This is a genomic window from Spiroplasma culicicola AES-1, from assembly GCF_000565175.1.
Taxonomy (GTDB): domain Bacteria; phylum Bacillota_I; class Bacilli_A; order Mycoplasmatales; family Mycoplasmataceae; genus Spiroplasma_A; species Spiroplasma_A culicicola.
This window is the reverse complement of record NZ_CP006681.1, coordinates 1,027,213-1,048,145: the sequence shown is the minus strand read 5'-3', so window position 1 is coordinate 1,048,145 and position 20,933 is coordinate 1,027,213. Positions and strand designations below refer to the sequence as shown.

General features: G+C 27.8%; 20 protein-coding genes. All 20 read left to right on the top strand.

What is annotated here, in order from left to right; genetic code table 4:
* Window positions 1-13 precede the first annotated feature (13 nt).
* On the top strand, window positions 14-649 hold the full coding sequence (locus tag SCULI_RS04845; protein ID WP_025363511.1) for an adenylate kinase: 636 nt from the start codon (window positions 14-16) through the stop codon (window positions 647-649).
* Window positions 649-1,419: a type I methionyl aminopeptidase gene (gene map, locus SCULI_RS04840; protein WP_025363510.1), complete on the top strand. Its 771-nt coding sequence runs from the start codon at window positions 649-651 to the stop codon at window positions 1,417-1,419. The genes SCULI_RS04845 and map overlap by 1 nt, the downstream gene beginning before the upstream one ends.
* A gap of 3 nt (window positions 1,420-1,422) precedes the next feature.
* Window positions 1,423-1,650 carry a translation initiation factor IF-1 gene (gene infA / locus SCULI_RS04835; protein WP_025363509.1) on the top strand — a complete coding sequence of 76 codons (228 nt, stop codon included), beginning with the start codon at window positions 1,423-1,425 and terminating at the stop codon, window positions 1,648-1,650.
* A gap of 59 nt (window positions 1,651-1,709) precedes the next feature.
* Window positions 1,710-1,823 (top strand): 50S ribosomal protein L36, encoded by a 114-nt coding sequence (rpmJ, locus tag SCULI_RS04830; protein ID WP_020834730.1) that lies wholly within the window; start codon window positions 1,710-1,712, stop codon window positions 1,821-1,823.
* 50 nt (window positions 1,824-1,873) lie between these two features.
* Entirely contained in the window at window positions 1,874-2,239 is a 366-nt protein-coding gene (gene rpsM / locus SCULI_RS04825) for a 30S ribosomal protein S13 (RefSeq protein WP_025363508.1), read from the top strand.
* Between the two features lie 16 nt (window positions 2,240-2,255).
* Complete coding sequence (gene rpsK, locus SCULI_RS04820; RefSeq protein ID WP_025363507.1) at window positions 2,256-2,648, top strand: 30S ribosomal protein S11; 393 nt, start codon at window positions 2,256-2,258, stop codon at window positions 2,646-2,648.
* 7 nt (window positions 2,649-2,655) lie between these two features.
* Window positions 2,656-3,609 (top strand): DNA-directed RNA polymerase subunit alpha, encoded by a 954-nt coding sequence (locus SCULI_RS04815; RefSeq protein WP_025363506.1) that lies wholly within the window; start codon window positions 2,656-2,658, stop codon window positions 3,607-3,609.
* 15 nt (window positions 3,610-3,624) lie between these two features.
* Window positions 3,625-3,984, top strand: a complete 360-nt coding sequence (gene rplQ, locus SCULI_RS04810; RefSeq protein ID WP_025363505.1) for a 50S ribosomal protein L17 — start codon at window positions 3,625-3,627, stop codon at window positions 3,982-3,984.
* Window positions 3,985-4,100: 116 nt separating this feature from the next.
* Window positions 4,101-4,901, top strand: a complete 801-nt coding sequence (locus tag SCULI_RS04805; RefSeq protein ID WP_025363504.1) for a pyrroline-5-carboxylate reductase family protein — start codon at window positions 4,101-4,103, stop codon at window positions 4,899-4,901.
* 44 nt (window positions 4,902-4,945) lie between these two features.
* Complete coding sequence (locus SCULI_RS05560) at window positions 4,946-6,652, top strand: sulfite exporter TauE/SafE family protein (RefSeq protein WP_025363503.1); 1,707 nt, start codon at window positions 4,946-4,948, stop codon at window positions 6,650-6,652.
* A 6-nt stretch (window positions 6,653-6,658) separates the two neighbouring features.
* Window positions 6,659-7,387, top strand: a complete 729-nt coding sequence (locus tag SCULI_RS04795) for a hypothetical protein (RefSeq protein ID WP_025363502.1) — start codon at window positions 6,659-6,661, stop codon at window positions 7,385-7,387.
* Between the two features lie 140 nt (window positions 7,388-7,527).
* Window positions 7,528-8,730, top strand: coding sequence for an energy-coupling factor transporter ATPase (locus SCULI_RS04790; protein ID WP_084656598.1), 1,203 nt, complete (start codon window positions 7,528-7,530; stop codon window positions 8,728-8,730).
* Window positions 8,731-9,041: 311 nt separating this feature from the next.
* A complete protein-coding gene (locus SCULI_RS04785) occupies window positions 9,042-9,935 on the top strand; it encodes an energy-coupling factor transporter ATPase (RefSeq protein ID WP_038648431.1) in 894 nt (297 codons plus the stop codon).
* A gap of 17 nt (window positions 9,936-9,952) precedes the next feature.
* The gene (locus tag SCULI_RS04780) at window positions 9,953-10,882 is read left to right on the top strand and encodes an energy-coupling factor transporter transmembrane component T family protein (protein WP_025363499.1); all 930 of its coding nucleotides are present in this window, start codon (window positions 9,953-9,955) and stop codon (window positions 10,880-10,882) included.
* Entirely contained in the window at window positions 10,882-11,619 is a 738-nt protein-coding gene (truA, locus tag SCULI_RS04775; RefSeq protein WP_025363498.1) for a tRNA pseudouridine(38-40) synthase TruA, read from the top strand. Before SCULI_RS04780 ends, truA begins: the two co-directional genes overlap by 1 nt.
* A gap of 310 nt (window positions 11,620-11,929) precedes the next feature.
* Window positions 11,930-12,613 carry a hypothetical protein gene (locus SCULI_RS04770; RefSeq protein WP_025363497.1) on the top strand — a complete coding sequence of 228 codons (684 nt, stop codon included), beginning with the start codon at window positions 11,930-11,932 and terminating at the stop codon, window positions 12,611-12,613.
* Window positions 12,614-12,668: 55 nt separating this feature from the next.
* The gene (locus SCULI_RS04765) at window positions 12,669-16,898 is read left to right on the top strand and encodes an ABC transporter permease (RefSeq protein ID WP_025363496.1); all 4,230 of its coding nucleotides are present in this window, start codon (window positions 12,669-12,671) and stop codon (window positions 16,896-16,898) included.
* A 307-nt stretch (window positions 16,899-17,205) separates the two neighbouring features.
* Window positions 17,206-17,661: a 50S ribosomal protein L13 gene (gene rplM / locus SCULI_RS04760; RefSeq protein WP_025363495.1), complete on the top strand. Its 456-nt coding sequence runs from the start codon at window positions 17,206-17,208 to the stop codon at window positions 17,659-17,661.
* Window positions 17,661-18,062 carry a 30S ribosomal protein S9 gene (gene rpsI, locus SCULI_RS04755; RefSeq protein WP_025363494.1) on the top strand — a complete coding sequence of 134 codons (402 nt, stop codon included), beginning with the start codon at window positions 17,661-17,663 and terminating at the stop codon, window positions 18,060-18,062. Before rplM ends, rpsI begins: the two co-directional genes overlap by 1 nt.
* A gap of 305 nt (window positions 18,063-18,367) precedes the next feature.
* Window positions 18,368-20,863 carry a vitamin B12-dependent ribonucleotide reductase gene (locus SCULI_RS04750; protein ID WP_025363493.1) on the top strand — a complete coding sequence of 832 codons (2,496 nt, stop codon included), beginning with the start codon at window positions 18,368-18,370 and terminating at the stop codon, window positions 20,861-20,863.
* Window positions 20,864-20,933: the final 70 nt, after the last annotated feature.

Sequence of the window (20,933 nt, the reverse complement as noted above, 5' to 3'; positions counted from 1 at the left end):
GGAATATTTAAAAATGAACATTATTTTACTTGGAGCTCCTGGTAGTGGAAAAGGAACTCAATCTGAATTATTATGTGAAAAAAAAGGTTTCATTCAACTTTCAACAGGAGATTTATTTCGAAATAACATTGCAAATAATACTGCTTTAGGAATGGAAGCTCAAACTTTTATGAATCAAGGGCTTTATGTACCTGATGAAATTACCAATAAAATGGTAGAAGCTTACCTAGAACAAACTCACGATAATCTTATTTTTGATGGTTATCCAAGAACAGTTGATCAATCAGTAGAATTAGACAAAATGCTAAGCAATTTGGGACAAACTATTGATAAAGTAATTTATTTTGAAATTGACAATTCAGTGTTAATGGAAAGACTAACTGGAAGATTAATATGTCAAATTTGTAAAAGAAGTTATCACAAAGTTAATAGAAAACCTTTAAAAGAAGGCGTTTGTGACTTTGATGGAGGAGACTTAATTACAAGACCTGATGATCAAGAAGATAAAATCAAAACAAGATTAGAAGTTTACAATACTCAAACAGCACCTTTAATTGACTTTTATCAAGCAAAATTGACAAAAGTTGATGCAACAAATAAAAGTGTTGAACAATTGTATGAATTATTAGTAGAAGCTTTAAATCAATAATGGCAATTACAATTAAAAATTCACAACAAATTGAAAAAATGAGAATTGCTGGACAAGTTCTAGGAGAAGCAATTTACAATTTAAAACAAATGATTAAACCAGGAATTAATTGTTTGGATTTAGATAAATTTTTTATTGATTTTATTACAAAACACAATTGTACAAGTAACTTTAAAGGATACTATGGTTATCCTGCACACATTTGTATTTCAATTAATGAACAATTAATTCATGGGATTCCTCAAGACAGAATCTTACAAAAAGGTGACATTGTTTCAATTGATACAGGTTGTGTTTATGAAGGCTATCATGCTGATAGTGCATTTAGTGTAATTTGTGGTGAATCAATTGATAAAAATTATGATAAACTATTAGAAGTGACTGAACAATCACTATATCTGGCAATTGAACAGGTAAGAGCCGGTGTGCGCATCGGAACTATTTCTTCTACTGTTCAAAATTTTGTTGAAGAACATGGTTTTCAATTGCCAACAGATTACTCTGGACACGGAATTGGCTTGGAAATGCACGAAGATCCTTTTGTTCCTAATGTGGGAATTAAAGATACAGGAATGCGTTTAATTCCAGGAATGACAATTTGTATCGAACCAATGGTTCAAATTGGTACAAATAAAACCGTAGTAGGAGATGATGACTGAACAGTGTCATCAGCTGATGGTAGCATGACAGCTCACTTCGAACACACAATTTTGGTCACTGAAGGTGAACCCGAAATTTTAACATTGTTCAAACCACTAGGAGGCGAATAAATAATGGCAAAAGAAGATTATTTAGAAGTTGATGGTATCGTTTTAGAAGTGTTACCAAATGCTACATTTAAGGTGAAATTAGAAAATGAAATAGTTATCGACGCCCACGTATCTGGTAAAATCCGCATGAATTACATACGCATCTTACCAGGTGACAAAGTCACTGTTGCAATATCACCTTATGACCCAACACGTGGAAGAATTACATACCGTTTTAAAAATGGTAAATAGGTAATTAATGTATCAAAAAACAAAAAAATTAAAATTACAAAAATCAGGAGGTTAGAAAGATGAAAGTTAGATCATCTGTCAAAAAAATTTGCGATAAATGTCGTGTAATTAGACGTAAAGGCCGTGTAATGATTATTTGTGAACAACCAAAACATAAACAACGTCAAGGTTAATTAATAAATTTAAATAGATATTTTAATTTTATTTAGAAAGGAAATGAATAATGGCTCGTATAAATGGGGTAGAAATACCTAATGAAAAAAGAGTAGTTATCGCTCTAACTTACATTTATGGTATTGGTTTATCAACATCACAAAAAATCCTAGAGGCTGCAAAAGTTAGCGAAGATATCAGAGTTAAAGATTTATCAGAAGATAACATCAAAACAATCTCTCAAGAAATTGCAAAATTTAAAACTGAGGGAGATTTAAGAAGAGAAACAGCATTAAACATTAAGCGTTTAATGGAAATTGGAAGTTACAGAGGAATGAGACACAGAAAAGGACTACCTGTGCGTGGACAATCTACAAAACAGAATGCACGTACAAGAAAAGGTCCAAGAAAAACTGTAGCTAACAAGAAAAAATAGTTAGGAGAGTTTAAAAATGGCAAACCCAAAACAAAATAATAACCGTAAAAAAGTTAAAAAGAATATTGCTAAAGGTATAGCTCACATTCACTCAACTTTCAATAATACAATTGTAACTGTTTCTGACGAACAAGGTAATGTATTATCTTGATCAAGTGCTGGAGCTTTAGGGTTCAAAGGAAGCAAAAAATCAACACCATATGCTGCTCAAATGATTGCAGAGGCAGCAGGTAAAGGTGCAATGGATAACGGAGTAAGAACAATCTCAGTAGAAGTTAAAGGTCCAGGACCTGGAAGAGATGCTGCTGTAAGAAGCTTACAAGGTATCGGTTTAGAAATCACATCAATTAAAGACACAACACCAATCCCTCATAATGGTGTACGTCCTAGAAAACGCCCAAGAGGATAATTAATATATGAAACAATTCGCTAGACCAGAATTTACATTATTAAAAGAAGAAAAAGACAGAAATTATGGGGAATTTAAAGTAGAACCTTTAGAAAGAGGTTTTGGTATTACTTTAGGTAATGCTATTAGAAGAACTTTATTAAGTTCAACACCAGGAGCTTCAGTTTATGCAATTAAAATCACTGGAGCTGCACATGAATTTACATCAATTGAAGGAATCGTTGAAAACGTAAGTCGAATCATTTTAAATCTAAAAAAATTAGCTTTAAGAATTGATACAAACATGTTTGCCGATGATGAAGTTGTTGAATTATCAATTAAATCTTCAAAAGTTGGAGTAGTAACAGCTGGAGAAATTGAATTGCCAACTGGTGTGCAAATTGTCAATAAAGACTTAACTATTTGTACTATTGCTGATGGAGGAGTTTTAGACTTAACTTTATTTGCAAAAAATTCAAGAGGTTATAGATCATTTAAAGATAATAAAAAAGAAAAATTAGTAGCTGATGCTATTACTATTGATTCAAATTATTCTCCAATTGTACAAGTTGCTTACGAAGTTGATGCAACTAAAATTGGAAAATCAGTTGATTTAGAAAAATTAATTTTAAAAGTTGAAACAGATGGAACTATCACTGCAAGTGATGCTGTTGCTACAGCTTCAAAAATCTTAGTTGAACATTTACAATTCTTTGTAAACTTAAACGAAGAAATTAATGAACTAAATGTAATCGGTGTAACAAGTGAAGAAGATGAAAAAGAATTAGACAGAGTAATTGAAGACTTAGACTTTACTCAAAGATCTCTAAACTGTCTAAAAAGAGCAAACATCAATACTCTACGTGATTTAGTTTCACGTAGTGAAGATGATATCCAAGAAATTAGAAACTTGGGTAGAAAATCATTAAAAGAAATTAAAGATAAAGTAGTTCAATTAGGACTAACTTTTAAACAAGACTAGAGAGGTGTAGTTGATATGTCATACATTCAAAAAAGAGGAAAAAACACAGCTTGAAGAGTCGCTTTAATGAGAAACTTAACTACTGAACTAATCATTTCAGAAAAATTAGAAATTACTGAAACACGTGCAAAAGAGTTAAGAAAGCACTTTGATAATATGATTACACTTGCAAAACGTGGAGATTTACATGCTAGACGTCAAGCGGCTGCATGATTAAGACACATAAATGCATCAGAAAAAGAAACTGCATTACAAAAATTGTTTTCAGATTTAGCAAAAAGATTTAAAACAAGAAATGGTGGTTATACTAGAATTTTAAAATTAGATAACCGTCGTGGTGATAATGCACCAATGTGTATCATTGAGCTAGTTTAATTTAATAAATGAAAAATACCCTTGTAAATGGGGTATTTTTTTTATAAATTTGTGAAAAAAAATTTCATATAAGTTAAAATAACTTTATATCAAGATTAGAAGGAGAATGATTTGAAATGAAAAAAGTATTATTTATTGGGTTAGGACATATGGGTTCTTCATTAGTAAGAGGAATATTGGCAAACCCTCAAATTACAGATGAAATTTATGGTTATGATGCATTTAAGGAATTACAAGATAAAGTAACTGGTGAACTTAAGACATTAAAACCATTAAACAATATTATAGATATTGCATCAGAAAATATCGACACAATTGTGATCGGAACAAGACCTGATGCAGTGGAAGGATTATGTAATGAATTAAAAACAATTGATTTAACAGGAAAAACAATTGTTTCAATGGCAAATGCAGTCAGCATTGAAAAATTATCAAATTATTTAAGTGGAGTTGATAATTTAACAATCATTAGAATGATGCCAAATATGAACGCATCATTGCAACAATCAGTAACAGCAATTGCACATAATGGCAATGACCAAGATAGTGTAGAACATGTAATAACATTATTTGAGTCATGTGGAATTGTAGAATTAGTTGATGAAGCTAAATTTGGAACATTAACAGCAATTTCTGGTTGTTTACCTGCATACGTATTTACTTTCTTTAAAGCAATTACAGATTATGCAGTTGAACAAGGTTTTGATAAAGAACAAGCATTTAGAATTGTTGAAACTGCAATTATTGGAAGTGTTCGAAATGGAGCAACTTCTGGTAAAGATTTACAAACTATGATTGATCAAATTTGTGTACCAAATGGATCAACAATTGAAGGTCAAAAAGTATTAGAACAAAAAGGGTTTGGTGACATTTTAAAAGAATGTCTTAAAGCTGCAGATAAAAAAGCATCACATTAAATATTAAAGATTGAAATGATTTAGAAAAGAAAAGGGACAAAAAAATGAACAAATTTGAAAGTGAACTGTATTCACAAGATAGTGTTATTGATAGTCAAGTTTCCAAAATCGAAGAGATAAGACAAAAAATTGTTTCATCTCAGCAAGAACTATCAAATGCTATTGTTGAGTCATCTCGACTTAATGATGAATTACAAAAACAAAAAATGGCAAACAGTGGGGAATTAAAAAATCTAGAGAAATCAAATAAAGAAATATATTTAAATGCTTTAAAAGCATATAAAGATGATCTTTTAAAAGCAAAAGAATTACATAAAGCAAATATTGCTCAGCTGAAGAAAAGCCAGTTTAATGAACAAAACTTGCAAAGTGTTTTAAAAGCAAAAGAAGTTTTAAATGCTCAATTGCTTGAAATAAAGCAAGAAAAAATAGCAAAGTTAGCAAACAAAGATGTAAATAAAGTAAAAGTAAAAGATAGATATTGATTTAATATTCAAAAAGCTAAAAAAGCTTATAAAGCAGTAGTATTGGACAATACTAAAACAGGAGTAATTAAAAAGGAAAAAATGCGCTATGAAGCAGAATTGGAAAGCATTTTTGAAAAACATAAACAAGAATTATTAGAAACAAAAAATAAGTATTTAACGTCAAAGAAAAGTATTTCAAAAGCATTATTTATTTTTATACCAATTTTAGTAGTTGCAGTCGTGATTGCAGTTACTTTATCATTAAATTATTTAGTATATCTTCCAAATCAAGATAAAGATTTTAATATTACAGATTCAAAATACTTAATTGCATTTGCAATTTGTATGATGTTAGTTGTAATTGCTTTAATTACAAGTGTTGTAATTGGACTTGATGCAAAAACAAATTTAGCAAAAGAAAGAAAAATGTCAATGAAAAAAGGAATTTTAACAGGATGATTTGTTGGATTCTTAGAATTATTTGGAATTGGAGCATTTGCACCAACAATTTCAATTTCGAATGCAATTGGATTAATTGAAGATGATAAAAAAATTCCAGGAACATTAAATGCGGGATATGTCTTATCTGTTATTCTTCAAGCTTTAATTATGATTGCTGTTGTTGAAGTTGATACTTTAACACTAGTGTCATTAATTATTGCTTCAATTGTTGGAAGTTATTTGGGAGCAACAGTTGCAAACAAAGTAAACAAACTAACAATTAAATTGATCATGTCAATTGTTTTATATATTAGTGCAATTTTAATGATTTTAAACCACCCTCACATTCAAGCATTACCAATGGGAGATGGAGCAACTGTGCTACCATTTAATGAATTTAAAATCTATGTAGCAATTTTTGCATTCCTAGTTTTAGGAGTATTAATGAGCTTTGGAGTAGGTCTATATGCACCAGCACTTGTTGTAATTTCAATGTTGGGAATGGATGGAATGGCAGCTTATCCTATTATGATGGGTGCATGTGCCTTTTTAATGCCAGTGGCATCATTTAAATTTATCAAAGATAAAAACTATAGTCCTAAATTATCTGTTGCTCTTGAAATGGGAGGAATTTTAGGTACATTTACTTCATATTTATTCTTATTTATTGGAATTAAATATTTATTAGGATTACCAGATACTCAATTTAAAGCAGTATTACAATGAATTGTAATTGTTGTTATTATTTATTCAGCTGTAACAATGACTTTAGACTATATTAAAATTACATCAAAAAATCGTGAAATAAAATATAGAGCATTGTCACAAGAGTATAAAGCATAAAGTAGTATGAAGAAGGTTAACAATAAAAAACGTTTTGATAGTTTTATTTCAAAATATCGATCATGTATTTGATTACAATTTATGGTCTTAATTCCATTAGTTGTTTTATTACCAATTTCACACAATTATGTAGCGATGTTGTTTGAACAATATAAAATGTTTGCCATTATTATAACTGTTGTTTTATTCTTCTTTTATAATTTGTCATTTATTGCCATTTATAATTTAGGAAAAACTGTGGTTATTTATCAATCAATTTATATATGTTCATTATTTGCAATTATTTTATCAGTATTGATGATTAAAGTAGATTCAAACTATCTTTTAGAAATTATTATGTTTCTGACTGCAATGTTTTTATCATTAATTATTGCATCAATTACAGTAGTAATTGCTCATACTAGAAGTCAATTAATCAATATCTTTTTAGGATATCGTGAAACTTTATTTGAGCTAAATGAAGTTGGTTTTTTAGTAAATAACAATATGGTTGAAAATTTAAAAATCCTAATTCAAGAAAAACAAGTTAAGTTAGAAATCAACAAAACAATGTATAAATTTAAATTAACAGATGTTAAAGACGTTGAATTCCAATGTGCGACTGTTTTTGGAAGACTGGGCTATTTAAAATTTAAAGTAGAAGATTATTATTTTGAATGTCACTATAAAAAAACGAGATCAGATATTATTAACTACGCACTTTACTACAATTTAATAAAATATAAGAAAAAATAACTTAATAGTTATTTTTTTCTTTTATATAAGGTAATATTATTCCAACTTATAAGGGTTTTATTTTTTATTTATAAAAAATATAATTTACATTTAATAAACTTATTTGATATAATGATTAATGTATGAAAGGACTAGTTTTTATGGAAAATATTAAACTATTAACTACAAAAGATTTAAATGATTTTAAATTATTATTAAATGAATATAATGATAAATTAGTTCGTTCAAGTCAAAAAATGATCATTGCTAAAGCTAAATATTCAAAAAGAGAAGTTGAAATTGATGTTGTAAAGTCATATGAAGCAGAATATAAAGCAATTAAGCAAGAATTTAAACAAAAATGTAATAATAAAGATTTTATTGAAAATGTTAAAAATGCTCAACAAATCTTAAGTCAATATAAAAAAAGTGATGATAAATATTGAACTGCTTTTGAGGATGTAAAATTCGCTCAATTTTTATTAAAAGAATCAAAAATTGCTGTTAAAGATCGTGGACACGTTGGAGAACTTGCAAAACTAAATGATATTGCTCTAAAATTAGAAAACATTCGTTTTAGATATCGTGAAAATCATCCATTTGCAGTTGATGGAGTAAGCGTTGATGTAAAACATGGAGAATATGTAACTATTATTGGACATAATGGTAGTGGAAAATCAACTTTATCAAAAATTATTATTGGTGTTTTAACTCCAACATCTGGGGGAATTGAAATTTATGGAAATAAAGTTACTACAAGTAACATCAATATTGCTAGAAAATTTCTAGGGATTGTTTTTCAAAACCCAGATAATCAATTTATTGGTTCAACTGTAAGAGATGATATTGCTTTTGGATTAGAAAATCGCCGAATTGCTCCTTCAAAAATGGGTGAAATCATTGATTGAGCTGCTAAAAAAGTTAATATGAATGAGTTTTTGGATCACGAACCATTAATGTTAAGTGGGGGTCAAAAACAACGTGTAGCTATTGCTTCAGCACTTGCTTTATCTCCTGATATTTTAATATTTGATGAAGCAACAAGTATGTTAGATCCAAAAGGTAAAACAGAAGTTAAAAATATTATGATTGAATTAAAAAATACAAGAGAAAAAACAATTTTTTCAATCACTCATGATATGGACGAAATTTTAAATGCAGATAAAGTTATGGTTATGAACAAAGGAAAACTAGTTAAATTTGGAACTCCAAAAGAAATTCTTTCAGATAAAGAATTCTTACGTTCAATTCACTTAGACATTCCTTTTGTAGCTCAAGTTGAAGAAGCACTTGAGGGTGTGGGTATTAAATTAGACCACAGTGATAGTTTGGAAGAGTTGGTGAATAAAATATGTCAAAAATAAATAATACACCTTCAGAACAAAAAGCAAAATTAGTTGTTGAAAAGAAAGTACAAAAAGCAAAATATAAAGAGCATTTAAAAGAACTTAATGTTAATCAAAAAAAAGAAAATAAAAAAAGAAAAAAAAGACATAAAGAAATTGTTAAGTTAATTAAAGCAGATCAACCAAAACAAAAAGCATTTAAAAAAGAATTTGAAGCATTTAAAAAAGAAAGTGTAAAACTGGCACAAGAAAGAATTGATAAAGTAAATCAATGATATCAAGGGTTAGAAGAAATTACACCTTCTGTTAAAAAACATTATAAAAAACAATTGGCAAAAGCAAAAGAAGCTGAATTTGATTTTTCAGGTGATATTAAATTTGAAAATGTCTCATATACTTATGCAAAAAATTCACCATTTGAATTTAGAGCATTAAATGGAACAGACATTACAATTAAAGAAGGAAAAATTACAGCAGTTATTGGAATGACTGGTAGTGGGAAGTCTACTTTAATTCAATTAACTAATGGATTAATGATTACAGAAACTGGAAGAACAGTTGTAGGGAATTATCCATTATTTGCAAATTTAAAGAAAATCAAAGAAGTTAAAGATTTAAGACGTGAAATTGGACTAGTATTTCAGTTTCCAGAATATCAATTGTTCCAAGATACAGTTGAAAAAGATATTGCATTTGGACCAATTAACTTAGGAGCAGAAAAAGAACAAACTTTAAAAAATGTTCCAGATTTATTAAGAATGGTTGATTTACCAGAAGATTATGCAAAAAGAAGTCCATTTGACTTAAGTGGTGGTCAAAAACGAAGAGTTGCAATTGCTGGAATTGTTGCAATGGATGGAAATACTTTAGTACTTGATGAACCAACTGGGGGTCTTGATCCTCAGGGAGAAGAAGACTTTATGAGACTTTTCTATAATTTAAATAAAGAAAAGGGTAAAAGAATTATTATTGTAACTCATAATATGGATCACGTTTTACAAATTGCAGATGAAGTAATTGTTATGCATAAAGGTAGAGTTATTTCTGTTGGAACACCATTTGAAGTTTTTTCTAATGCACAATTATTAGAAAAAATTGAAATTGAACCACCAAAATTATATAAATTAGCACATAAATTAAAAGACAAAGGTTTAGACGTTACTAACCAAGAATTTAGAACTATTAAAGAATTAGCACAAGCTATTAAAGCTGTTAAAAAATAGAAAGTAGGTGAAAAGATATGAGAATGGTATTTGGAAGATACATGCCTTATAATTCAATCATTCATAAAATGGATCCAAGAATCAAATTATTAATGATTATAAGTTTAATTGTGGCAGTATTTTTCTCAATTGGATTTGCAGGTTTTGTGCTTGCTGGAAGTGCAGTTCTTATTATGTATGCTGCAAGTAAACTGAGCTTTAAAATGTTATTTAAATTATTTGTCCCAATTACATTTATATTTGTAATGTTGATTTTAATTAATATGATAATGTTAAAACCAAATGCAGATATGTTAAAAGAATGAACAGTAAATGACTTAGGTAATGGTGCATGATGGTATGAAGATTTAGCAGGAGACTCACCTTTTGGATATGTTTTTCACTGAAAATTTATTTGATTATCAGAAAAAGCATTATATAGAGCAATTTATATGACTTTAAGAATCTTCTTTATGATTTCTTTAACAACAATTTTAACTGGAACAACTCAACCATTAGAATTAACATTAGCAATTGAAGATTTATTGTGACCTTTAAAATTAATTGGAATACCTGTTTATATTTTTTCAACAATTATTTCTATTGCTTTAAGAATGATTCCAACTTTAATCGATGAAGCAGGAAGAATTATGAAAGCTCAATCTTCAAGGGGAATTGACTTTAAAAATGGAAAATTAAAAGACAAGATTAAATCAATGACTTCATTAATTATTCCTTTATTAGTTTCTGCATTTCAAAAAGCAGAAGACTTAGCTTATGCAATGGATTCAAGAGGATATGATCCTCATGCAAAAAGAACAAGATATCGTCAAGTTAAGTTTAGAATCTTAGATTGAATTATCTTTTTAATTTATATGGCAATTGCAGTTACACTATTTTGTTATCCTTATATTGATGCTTTAAATAGTATCCAAATTCCAAGAATTGATCAAATTTTAGGATTATAATGTATTATTTCTTGTTTACAATTGAATATGATGGAACTGATTATTGTGGATGAGCCAAGCAAGTGGGTCAATCAACAATTCAAGGGCAATTAGAAAAAGCAATTGCTCAAGTTGCTCCCAACTCTCATTATCGAGTGGTTGGTGCAAGTAAAACAGATTCTGGTGTTCATGCAAGAGATCAAAAAGCCTGAGTAGAATTAGATTTTAATCCTAATTTAACAGGCTTTTTAAATGCAATAAATAAAACTCTTGGAAAAGCAATTTACATTAAAGATGCCAAAATAATTGAGAAAGATTTTCGTGTTCGCAGTTGTATTCAAAAAACATATCATTACAATATCAATATCGGAAAAGATAATGTTTTTATTAATCGATTTATGTTTGATTATAAGAAACAAATGGATGTCAATAAATTAAAAGAAGCTTTTAATTTATTTATTGGTGAACATGATTTTTTAAACTTTTCTGGTTTAAAAGGTAAAGAACTTGATTTAATTGAAACTAGAAGAAAAATTACTTCAATTGAAGTAATTGAAAAAGAAGACAAAATTAAAATTATTTTTAAAGCTAAAGGGTTTATAAGGTATCAAATTAGAATGATGGTTGGTGCAGCTCTTGCATATAATGAAAATAAAATTGATTTAAAGACTATTGAAGCAGTTCTAGATTTAAAACATCAACGTTTACCTTATAATGCAAAACCAGAAGGTTTGGTTTTAGAAAAGATTGACTATTAGGGTATTATAAGATATTATTACTTTGTGGTTATTTTTAAATGGAAATAAAATAACGTCAAATTTTAAATCAACAAGTAAATACATATTATTGCTTAGCTTTTTTTGGATAAATCAATTTAAGTTGTAATAAGGGGAAAGTTAATAATAACTTGTACTTACTTAAAATAATCACAGATAAAACCAACTTTGTTTGGTTTTTTTATTTATTAAAATTATTATAAAGCCAGTAAATATGGGTGTTAACACTTATAGTTGATTTGATTTTTTTTTTTTTTTTGTTAGTATTAAAAGGTTAAATTAGGAGGTCAATATGATTAAAAGATTTTTAGAGAAAAAAAGATTAATTGCCATCTCAGTACTTTTATTTGTATTGCATATCTCTATGCTAATTATTTCAAGCAATAGGAATTTCTCAGTTTTAAGTTATGATAATTCAATTATTGCAATTATAATAAATACTCAACTTGCAGTTATTTTAATGATCTGAATGACAGTTGAGTTTGCTATGTTTTTAAATAATATTAAAAAAAGTTTTTTTACTTATCATTCAGAAAAACAATTAGAAGTAAAAGCAAGTATTAAAAATATGCTTGTTTTAATTGCACTTTCTACAGTTAGTGTAACTGTTATTTGAATTAAATACTTTTTAAATCAACAATATTCATTTGAAAGTCTTTATGAATTAAACATTGCAGTTCTTGTTTTAATTGGGCTTTTTGTAACTTTAATTGTTTTAATGTTTATTATGTTTATTGTTTATAAAGTACTTGCAAATAGAATTAAAATTAGAATTAAAAAAATTACTTTTAAAGATATTAATCAAATGTGTGAAAAACACATTAATGCAATTGATTTAGAAAATCAAAATCAAGAAGTAATGGAATTTTTAAATAATAAAAATGATGATCACGATATTATCAAATCTTTAAAAGATAGTTCATTATTAAAAACTATTAAAAAAGGAACTACTCCTCCAAATTTTTTTAATTCATAGTCGGGAAAAAAGAATTAGTTTATAAGTAATTATAAATTAAGGAGGAAAATTTAATATGAAAGGAATAAGGCTTCTTTTAAAGAATGCTTTTAGGTCTGCAGGAAGAAATAAATCACAAATTATTGGTTTATCTCTTTTAGTTATGCTTGTTTCTCTTGTAATTTCACTTTTAAGTGCTACAACTACAAGAATTATTGAAGCATATAAAGACTTAAATACTAAATCTAATTTAAGAGATGTTGTTATGGAAGTAAATCCAAATGACAGAATTAAACTTGAAGATGAAAATAATGAAAAAAATTGATACATGGATTTTGATGAATCAGCATTAGCAAATAATCAAGAGTTGTATCAACAATACTTAATGAATCAATTAAGTTTTGAATATGGTTTTGATTGAAGTAGAACTGAAGGAAGAACTCTTGCTTCAACTACTATCAATAATAATGATTTAAAAATTAAAGCTTTAGCAAAAACAAATGGAACATCAAATGCTGTTGATTCATTAGTTATTTCAAAAGGAAGAAATATTGAAAATAAAAATGAAATTATAGTTGGTGAATCTTTTGCTAAAAAACATAACATTGAACTTGGTTCAATTGTAAGAGTTCAAGAAGATAAATTTGGTAATTCATTCTTAGTAAATCAGAGTTCAGATACTGAAATGGTTAAAGAGATTGAAGGACTAAAAATTAAGGAAATTTTAGATATTGGTAAATATGCTAATATGGTTTGATTTGAAGTTGTAGGTTATGGGTCATCAGCTGACTTTGCCACACCTTTACTTGATCAAACTTCAGTTATAACAAATATCGCATCAGAAGTTATTGTTTATCTAGATCCAACAATGTTTGGATTAGAAATTGCACCATATGAATTTAGTGATAAAGTAACTAAAGGAATTTATAATAGAAATATGTATACATATGTTATTGCAAATTCACCAATAGTTGTAACTTCTGAATCAGATAAAGAATCATATTATTCAATAAAATTTAGAGATGGTTATGATCAAAATTTAATTGATACAATTAATAACAAATATAAAGCATATGCATCAATTGGTGTTTCGACAAATTATTTCTTTGATAATAATGATGAAGCATATACTTTTTCAGGAAGAATAAAGACTTTTGAAACAGTAATTATTGCATACAATACAACTTCAATTATTTTATTAGTAACAATTATTTCGATTGCATCATTGACAATCTTATTAATTACTAAAAAACAAATTGATCAACAAAGAAGACAAATCGGATGTTTAAAAGCATTAGGATACAAAAAAAGAGAAGTTATTAATAACTTTATTGCAGCGCCATTAATTGTTTCTGTAATTGGTTCTCTTTTAGGATATGTAATTTCGATTTTCTTAGAATATGTTGTTGTAAATAGTTTTTCACTATACTTTAACGTATCATTCTATGATTTTCAATTTAATGTGTTTTCATTCTTAAGTGGACTTTTATTAGTTTGAATTTTATTAACAGTTCTATCATTTATCATTGGATATTCTGTAATTAAAACATCTGCATTAACTTTATTAAAAGGTGGAGATGATAAAGCAATTTCAAAATTTGGAACTAAAATGAAATTGATTACAGCTAAAGGAAGTTTTAATACAAGATTAAGAACTGCTTTAACTATTACTTCGTTAGGTAAACTTGCAGGAGTAAGTGCAACAATGTTATTGGGAACAACTTTAATGACAACAACAATAGTTGCTCCAAAGGTTATGAAAGATAATATGACTGCAACATTTAATGGAATGAACTATGAAAACTTAGTTGAATATGAACAACCATTAGCAAATAATCCTTTAAGTTTTTATAAAACTTATAATCCAAATAAAGTCGATGGATGAGGATTTGATATTAATGATTCATCAAATAAGAAAATAGATATGAACTATGATTCAACAACAGCAAAATTACCTTCTTGAACTGGATTGCCAGTTACAACCGATGGAAATTTTATTGATTATGATAAAATGTTTGATGATTTATATAAAGGAAAGATTGATAATTCATTTTATGCATTTGATGTAACTGAATCAAATAGTTATTCTTGATCAAAAATGAGTTATTTAAATTGAAAAAATTTATCTACAGATTTTTTAAGAGTATTAGATAGAATTGTTCCAGATAGTTATCAAAGTCTTGCAATAGGAACACTATTATCACAATGGCCAGATCATTCAAAACTTTTAGAATTTGTAGGAGTTCATGATGCAAAAACATATTTATTAAATATGTTGTGATTTTATAATAAATATACTCAAGGTTTAAAAATTGAATATAATCCAATTACAGTGAAAGATAATATTTCAATTGATGTAACTTTGGCACAAAAACAATTGGATAAAAAATTTACAAAGAAAGAAATGAAAGTATTTTGAACACCTGAAGTAACACCTGAATTTAAAATTGATCAGAATGCTTATAGTGCTGATTTTGTACCAATTGAATCAAATTATTTTAATTCAATACATGATATTACTGAAGATACCATTGATAAAATGTTAAATGATAATAAGAATGAAGAATTACTTCAAATTAACTATTTGTTAACTATTTGATTTGGTGCAACTTTTGGTAATAGGATGTCAACAGCAATACTGGAAACAACTTATTCAAGAGCACCATATTTTGTTCAAGAATATATTAAAAATAGTTGAGAAGAAAATAAAAATTATAATATTGCTTTTAATCTAAATCCATTTGATTATGATACTGAAGAGATGGGAACTATGTTAAACACTCAATTTAAGAATCGTAATAGTGAAAATGAAACTTTAAAAGTTTATGGAGTTAATAAAAATACAAATCTTGTATCACTACAAGATAAAAAAGGTTTAGATTTAAAAAATAATTTATTTGCTTTAAATAGTAACACAACACCAATTATAATTAATCAGACAACAGCAATTAAATCAGGTTTAAAAAATGGTGATAAAATAAATCTAAAGGTATTTAAAGAATTACTTTCAAAAGATGGAGAAGCTATTGAATTTGATGGAACAAAAAATAAAGAGGAAATTAATTTAGGTTTTGAATCTGAAAATACATACTATAAAACTCAATCTGTTTCGGGTTATTTTTCAACAAAAAATAAAACTTTTGCTGATACTACTAAGATTGGAATTTTACCTCCTATTCCAAGTTCTGTAGCTTCTGGTTCATATAGTTCATATAAATTAACTGGAGATAGTGCAACAGTTTCAACAAATCAAACACAAATTCATAAAGCATATTCAGATGGAAATATAGCTATTCAAAGTTATGATGATAATTACGAATTTGAAATTGTGGGTATACAAAATGGATATGGTCAACCTCAAGCATGAATTTCAAATGATGTTGCAAATGAAGTAATGGGCTATGATCTAATAGAAAAATTTAATTTTGAACAATGATTTAGTAAAGAATATTTAAATATTCCTGAATTTTATAATTCAAATTTCTTAGGAAAAAATGGACAGGAATTAGAAAATATTTTTAATGAAACTATTGGAAAATATGAAGAATTTAAAGAATTATTAAATAGTGAAGATGAAGAAATATCTTTTGCTGCAAATAAAATTAATGAATTATTTAAAAAATTATATCCGATTTATAATTATAAATATTCTCCAAATCCAGAAATTTTAGATTTAATTAAAGGATTTTCAACTTCACAAAAATTTGGAGATTTCAGTTCGCAAGGATTAAATGGTAACTTTGAATTTAAAAAAGTTGATCCAGAATGTAACGACCAGGAAACTAATTGTGAGATGGAAGTTGATCCAACAAAATTTGTGGAAGGATTTGGTATTGGTTCATTAAAAACAATGATGCCAATGGAACAAACTAGACAGATTCTTGGGCAAATTACTGACTTAGTTAACATGATTATTATTATGTTTATGGTAATTGCATTAATAGTTTCTACAACAATTATTTTATTAACAACAAGTTTAATTATTTATGAAAATAAACAATTTATAGCAACAATGAAAACATTAGGATATTCAAATGGATATGTTGTAAAGCAAATTCTTTCAACTTATATTTGAGCCGTTCTTGCAATGTTTACAATTGGATTTATTGTTGGTTGATATTTATTTGAATATGCAGCGTTATTCCTGGCTTTAAATACAAGTTGGGTCTTACCTGTACAATTTGCATGATATCTTCCAGTAGGAGTGTTAGGAGTCCTTTCAGGTATATGTTTATTAACATTTGGAGTAGGATGATCAAATATTCAAAAAATTAATCCAGTAGTTGCTTTAAGTATTAAAGATTAATAACTCAAAAAATCTCATATAATATGAGATTTTTTTAATTATTAAGATACTAACTTTTAAAAGACACAAATAGATTCAAAAAATTATAAATTTAGAATAAATAAAAATTTATTTATTCTAAAAATGATATATATTTCCAAAAATAGAGAATTTTATAAAGCCTTAATTTCAAAAGTTATTAATAAATTATATGAAAAATATCTAATTTAATCATTTTTTAGTTTATTTTTCTTGCACAGAATATTAATTCTCATATATAATATATATGCTTACTCATAAGCCCCGGAAAGCGAAGGAGAACAAGCACATGAAACAAACTACACTTATTAAATCATCAGATATTGATAAGAAATGATACGTAGTTGACGCTACTGATGCAATTTTGGGACGTTTATCAACTGAAATTGCTAAAGTTTTAAGAGGAAAACATAAACCAACTTTTACACCTCACATGAATAATGGAGATCACGTAATCGTTATTAATGCAGAAAAAGTAATTTTAACAGGTAAAAAAGAAACTGATAAAAATTACTACCACCACTCAATGCACCCAGGGGGATTAAAATCAAGAAACGTTAAAACACAACGTGCCTTATTCCCTGAAAGAATTGTTGAAAGAGCTGTAAGATTAATGTTACCTAAAAATGTTCAAGGGTCTAACCAATACCGTGCATTGCACGTATACGCTGGATCTGAACATCCACACCAAGCACAAAACCCACAAGTTTTAGTGATTAACGCAAAAAAAGGAGATAACAAATAATGGCTGCAAAAAATACTGTTATGTATAGAGGAACTGGAAGAAGAAAATCTTCAGTTGCTCAAGTTATCTTAACACCTGGAAAAGGTGATATTATTGTGAATGGAAAACCAGCTTTAGAGTTTTTCCCATATGCTACTTTAGTACAAGATATGGAACAACCTTTAGAAGCTACAGGTACAAAAGCAGACTTTTCAATCAAAATTACTGTTAAAGGTGGAGGATTTACTGGACAAGCAGGAGCTGCTCGTCTAGGAATTGCAAGAGCTTTATTAGAAGCTTCAAAAGATTACAAACCTGAATTAAGAGGACATGGTTTATTGACAAGAGATGCTCGTGTTAAAGAACGTAAAAAATATGGACTTTATGGAGCACGTAGAGCACCTCAATTCTCAAAACGTTAATTTACAATATCATATGCGCATATGAACTCAATGATTACTCATTGAGTTTTTTTTATATCAAAATTGTGGATAACTTTTTTTACTTGATTAATTAATATACCACAAATCTTAGATAACTAGAAATTTAAAAAAAATTTAAAACCTTGCTGGTAAGGGGTTTAAAATACAATTTAAAAATAATAATTAATAGATTTTTTTTAAAATTATAGTATTATAAAAAAGTTATCCACTTGTACACATTAGCAGAAGTGGATTAATTTTTTGTAAAAATGTCGGTTTTTACATATCAAAAAGGGAGAGTTATAATGCAAGATTTATACAATAAACAACAAATTAACAATTTAAATGAAGATATTAAAAAATACTTCAAACATTTATATGAAATTCAACCAGAAGATAAAATGGTATTTGATGGAGTTTCTAGAATGGTTATGTTAGATCGCTATTCTCAAAAAGACAAAAACTTAGTGTCTTTAAAAGTTGGTGATTTAGTTATTACAACTATTAAAGCAGATCCAGTATTTCCTTCAAGAGGAATTGGAGTTGTAAAAGAAATCAAGTCAGAAAATCACTATGTTGTGCAAGTTGAAGAAGGTTATTTAGGAGCAATTGATCCTGAATTATTAAAAGAAACAAATAGTGAAAACTTAATTATTAAACAAAAATATGAGTTAGAAAAACCATTGGAATTATGTTTTGAACAAATTGCCAAAAGAGTTGGATATAATTTAGCTCAAGTTGAAAAAGAAGAATTAAGAGAGGAAATTGGAAAAGAATTTGCTCAAGAACTTGGTGAATTAAACATTATTCCTGCAGGAAGAGTATTGTATGGAGCTGGAAGTGGTAGTGAAGTTACTTACTTTAACTGTTATGTAATGCCATTTATTAAAGATGATAGAGCAGCAATTTCTCATCATAGAGCTCAAGTTACAGAAATTATGTCAAGAGGTGGAGGAGTTGGAACTAATGGTTCGACTTTAAGACCAAAAGGTGCACCTGCCAAATCGGTTGGAGGGCGTTCAAGTGGAGCTGTTTCATGATTAAATGATTTATCTTTATTAACTCATTTAATTGAACAAGGTGGTTCAAGACGTGGTGCTCAAATGATTATGTTAGCAGATTGACATCCAGATGTAATTGAATTTATTATTTCAAAAATGCAAAATCCAAACATTTTGTTATGATTGAGAAACAATTCACAAAGTGAATTGATTCGTCAAGAAGCAAATAACAAATTGAGATTTGAATATTTAACAGCAACAGAACAAAAATTATATGAAAATGTTGTTGCTAATTCAGATAATGTAGATAGTGACTTATTAAAAGAAGCACAAGAAAAATTAAAACATGGTGGTAAATGAGTTGTTGCCAATTCAGAATTTATGACTGGTGCAAATATCTCAGTTACAATTTCACATAGATTTATGCAAGCGATTGAAAATGATGAAATGTGAGATTTAAAATATCCTGATTTAGAAAACTTAACAAAGGAACAAAAGTATTTCTATGATACTAAATGAGCCGATATTGGAGACGTTTTTGAATGAGAAAAAAGAAGATATCCTTCAAAAGTTTATCAATCAATTAAAGCAAAAGATTTATGAGATTTAATTAACTTCTGTGCAACTTATTCTGCAGAACCTGGAATTTTCTTTTTAGATGCTGCCAATGATATGACAAATGCAAAAGGATATGGGCAAAAAGTTGTTGCAACAAACCCTTGTGGTGAGCAACCTTTAGCACCTTACTCTGTATGTAATTTAGCTGCAGTTAACTTATCAAACTTTGTTGATAAAGAAACAAAAGAAATTCTTTATTCAAAATTAGAAAAAACAGTTTCTGTATGTGTAAGAATGCAAGATAACGTAATTGATTCAACTCCTTACTTCTTAGAAGCAAATAAACAACAAGCACTTGGAGAAAGAAGAGTTGGATTAGGGGTTATGGGACTTCATGACTTATTAATTTGAGCTGGAGTTAAATATGGTTCAAAAGAAGGAAATGAAATTGTTGATAAAATCTTTGAAACAATTGCAGTAACAGCTTATAAAACTTCAATTAAATTAGCAAAAGAAAAAGGATCATTCCCATTCTTAGAAGATAGAGAAAAATTCATTGAATCTGGATATTTGAAAAAAATGCCCGAAGACATTAGAAATGGTATTTTAGAAGATGGAATTAGAAACTCTCACTTATTAACAGTTGCACCAACTGGTTCAACTGGAACAATGGTGGGATGTTCAACAGGATTAGAACCTTACTTTGCTTTCTCTTACTTTAGAAGTGGAAGATTAGGTAAATTTATGGAAGTTAAAGCCAAAATTGTTCAAGATTGATTGAAATACAATCCAGAATACAATGACAAACCACTTCCAGATTATTTTGTAAGTGCTATGGAATTGTCACCTGAAGATCATGCTGATGTTCAATGTATTATTCAAAGATGAGTTGATTCTTCAATCTCAAAAACAGTTAATGCACCAAAAGGTTATAAAGTAGAGCAAGTTGAAAAAATCTACACACGTTTATACAAAGGTGGAGCAAAAGGTGGAACTGTTTATGTTGATGGAAGTAGAGATACTCAAGTATTATCACTTGATTCAAACGATAGTGATTTATTAAAAGAAGAAGCATTAGCACCAATTAAAGAGGGTGATGTTCCTAAAAAAATTACTCAAGAACAAAAAATTGGAAATGATGTTGGAGACTTATGTCCAATGTGTACAATTGGAACTTTAATTGATTCAGCAGGTTGTGTAACATGTTCTGGATGTGGTGCACAATTAAAGTGTGGATTATAATTTAAATTCTTTAAAAACAAGTATATTTACTTGTTTTTTTATTAGCAAAATTTCTTTGACTTATTTCAAC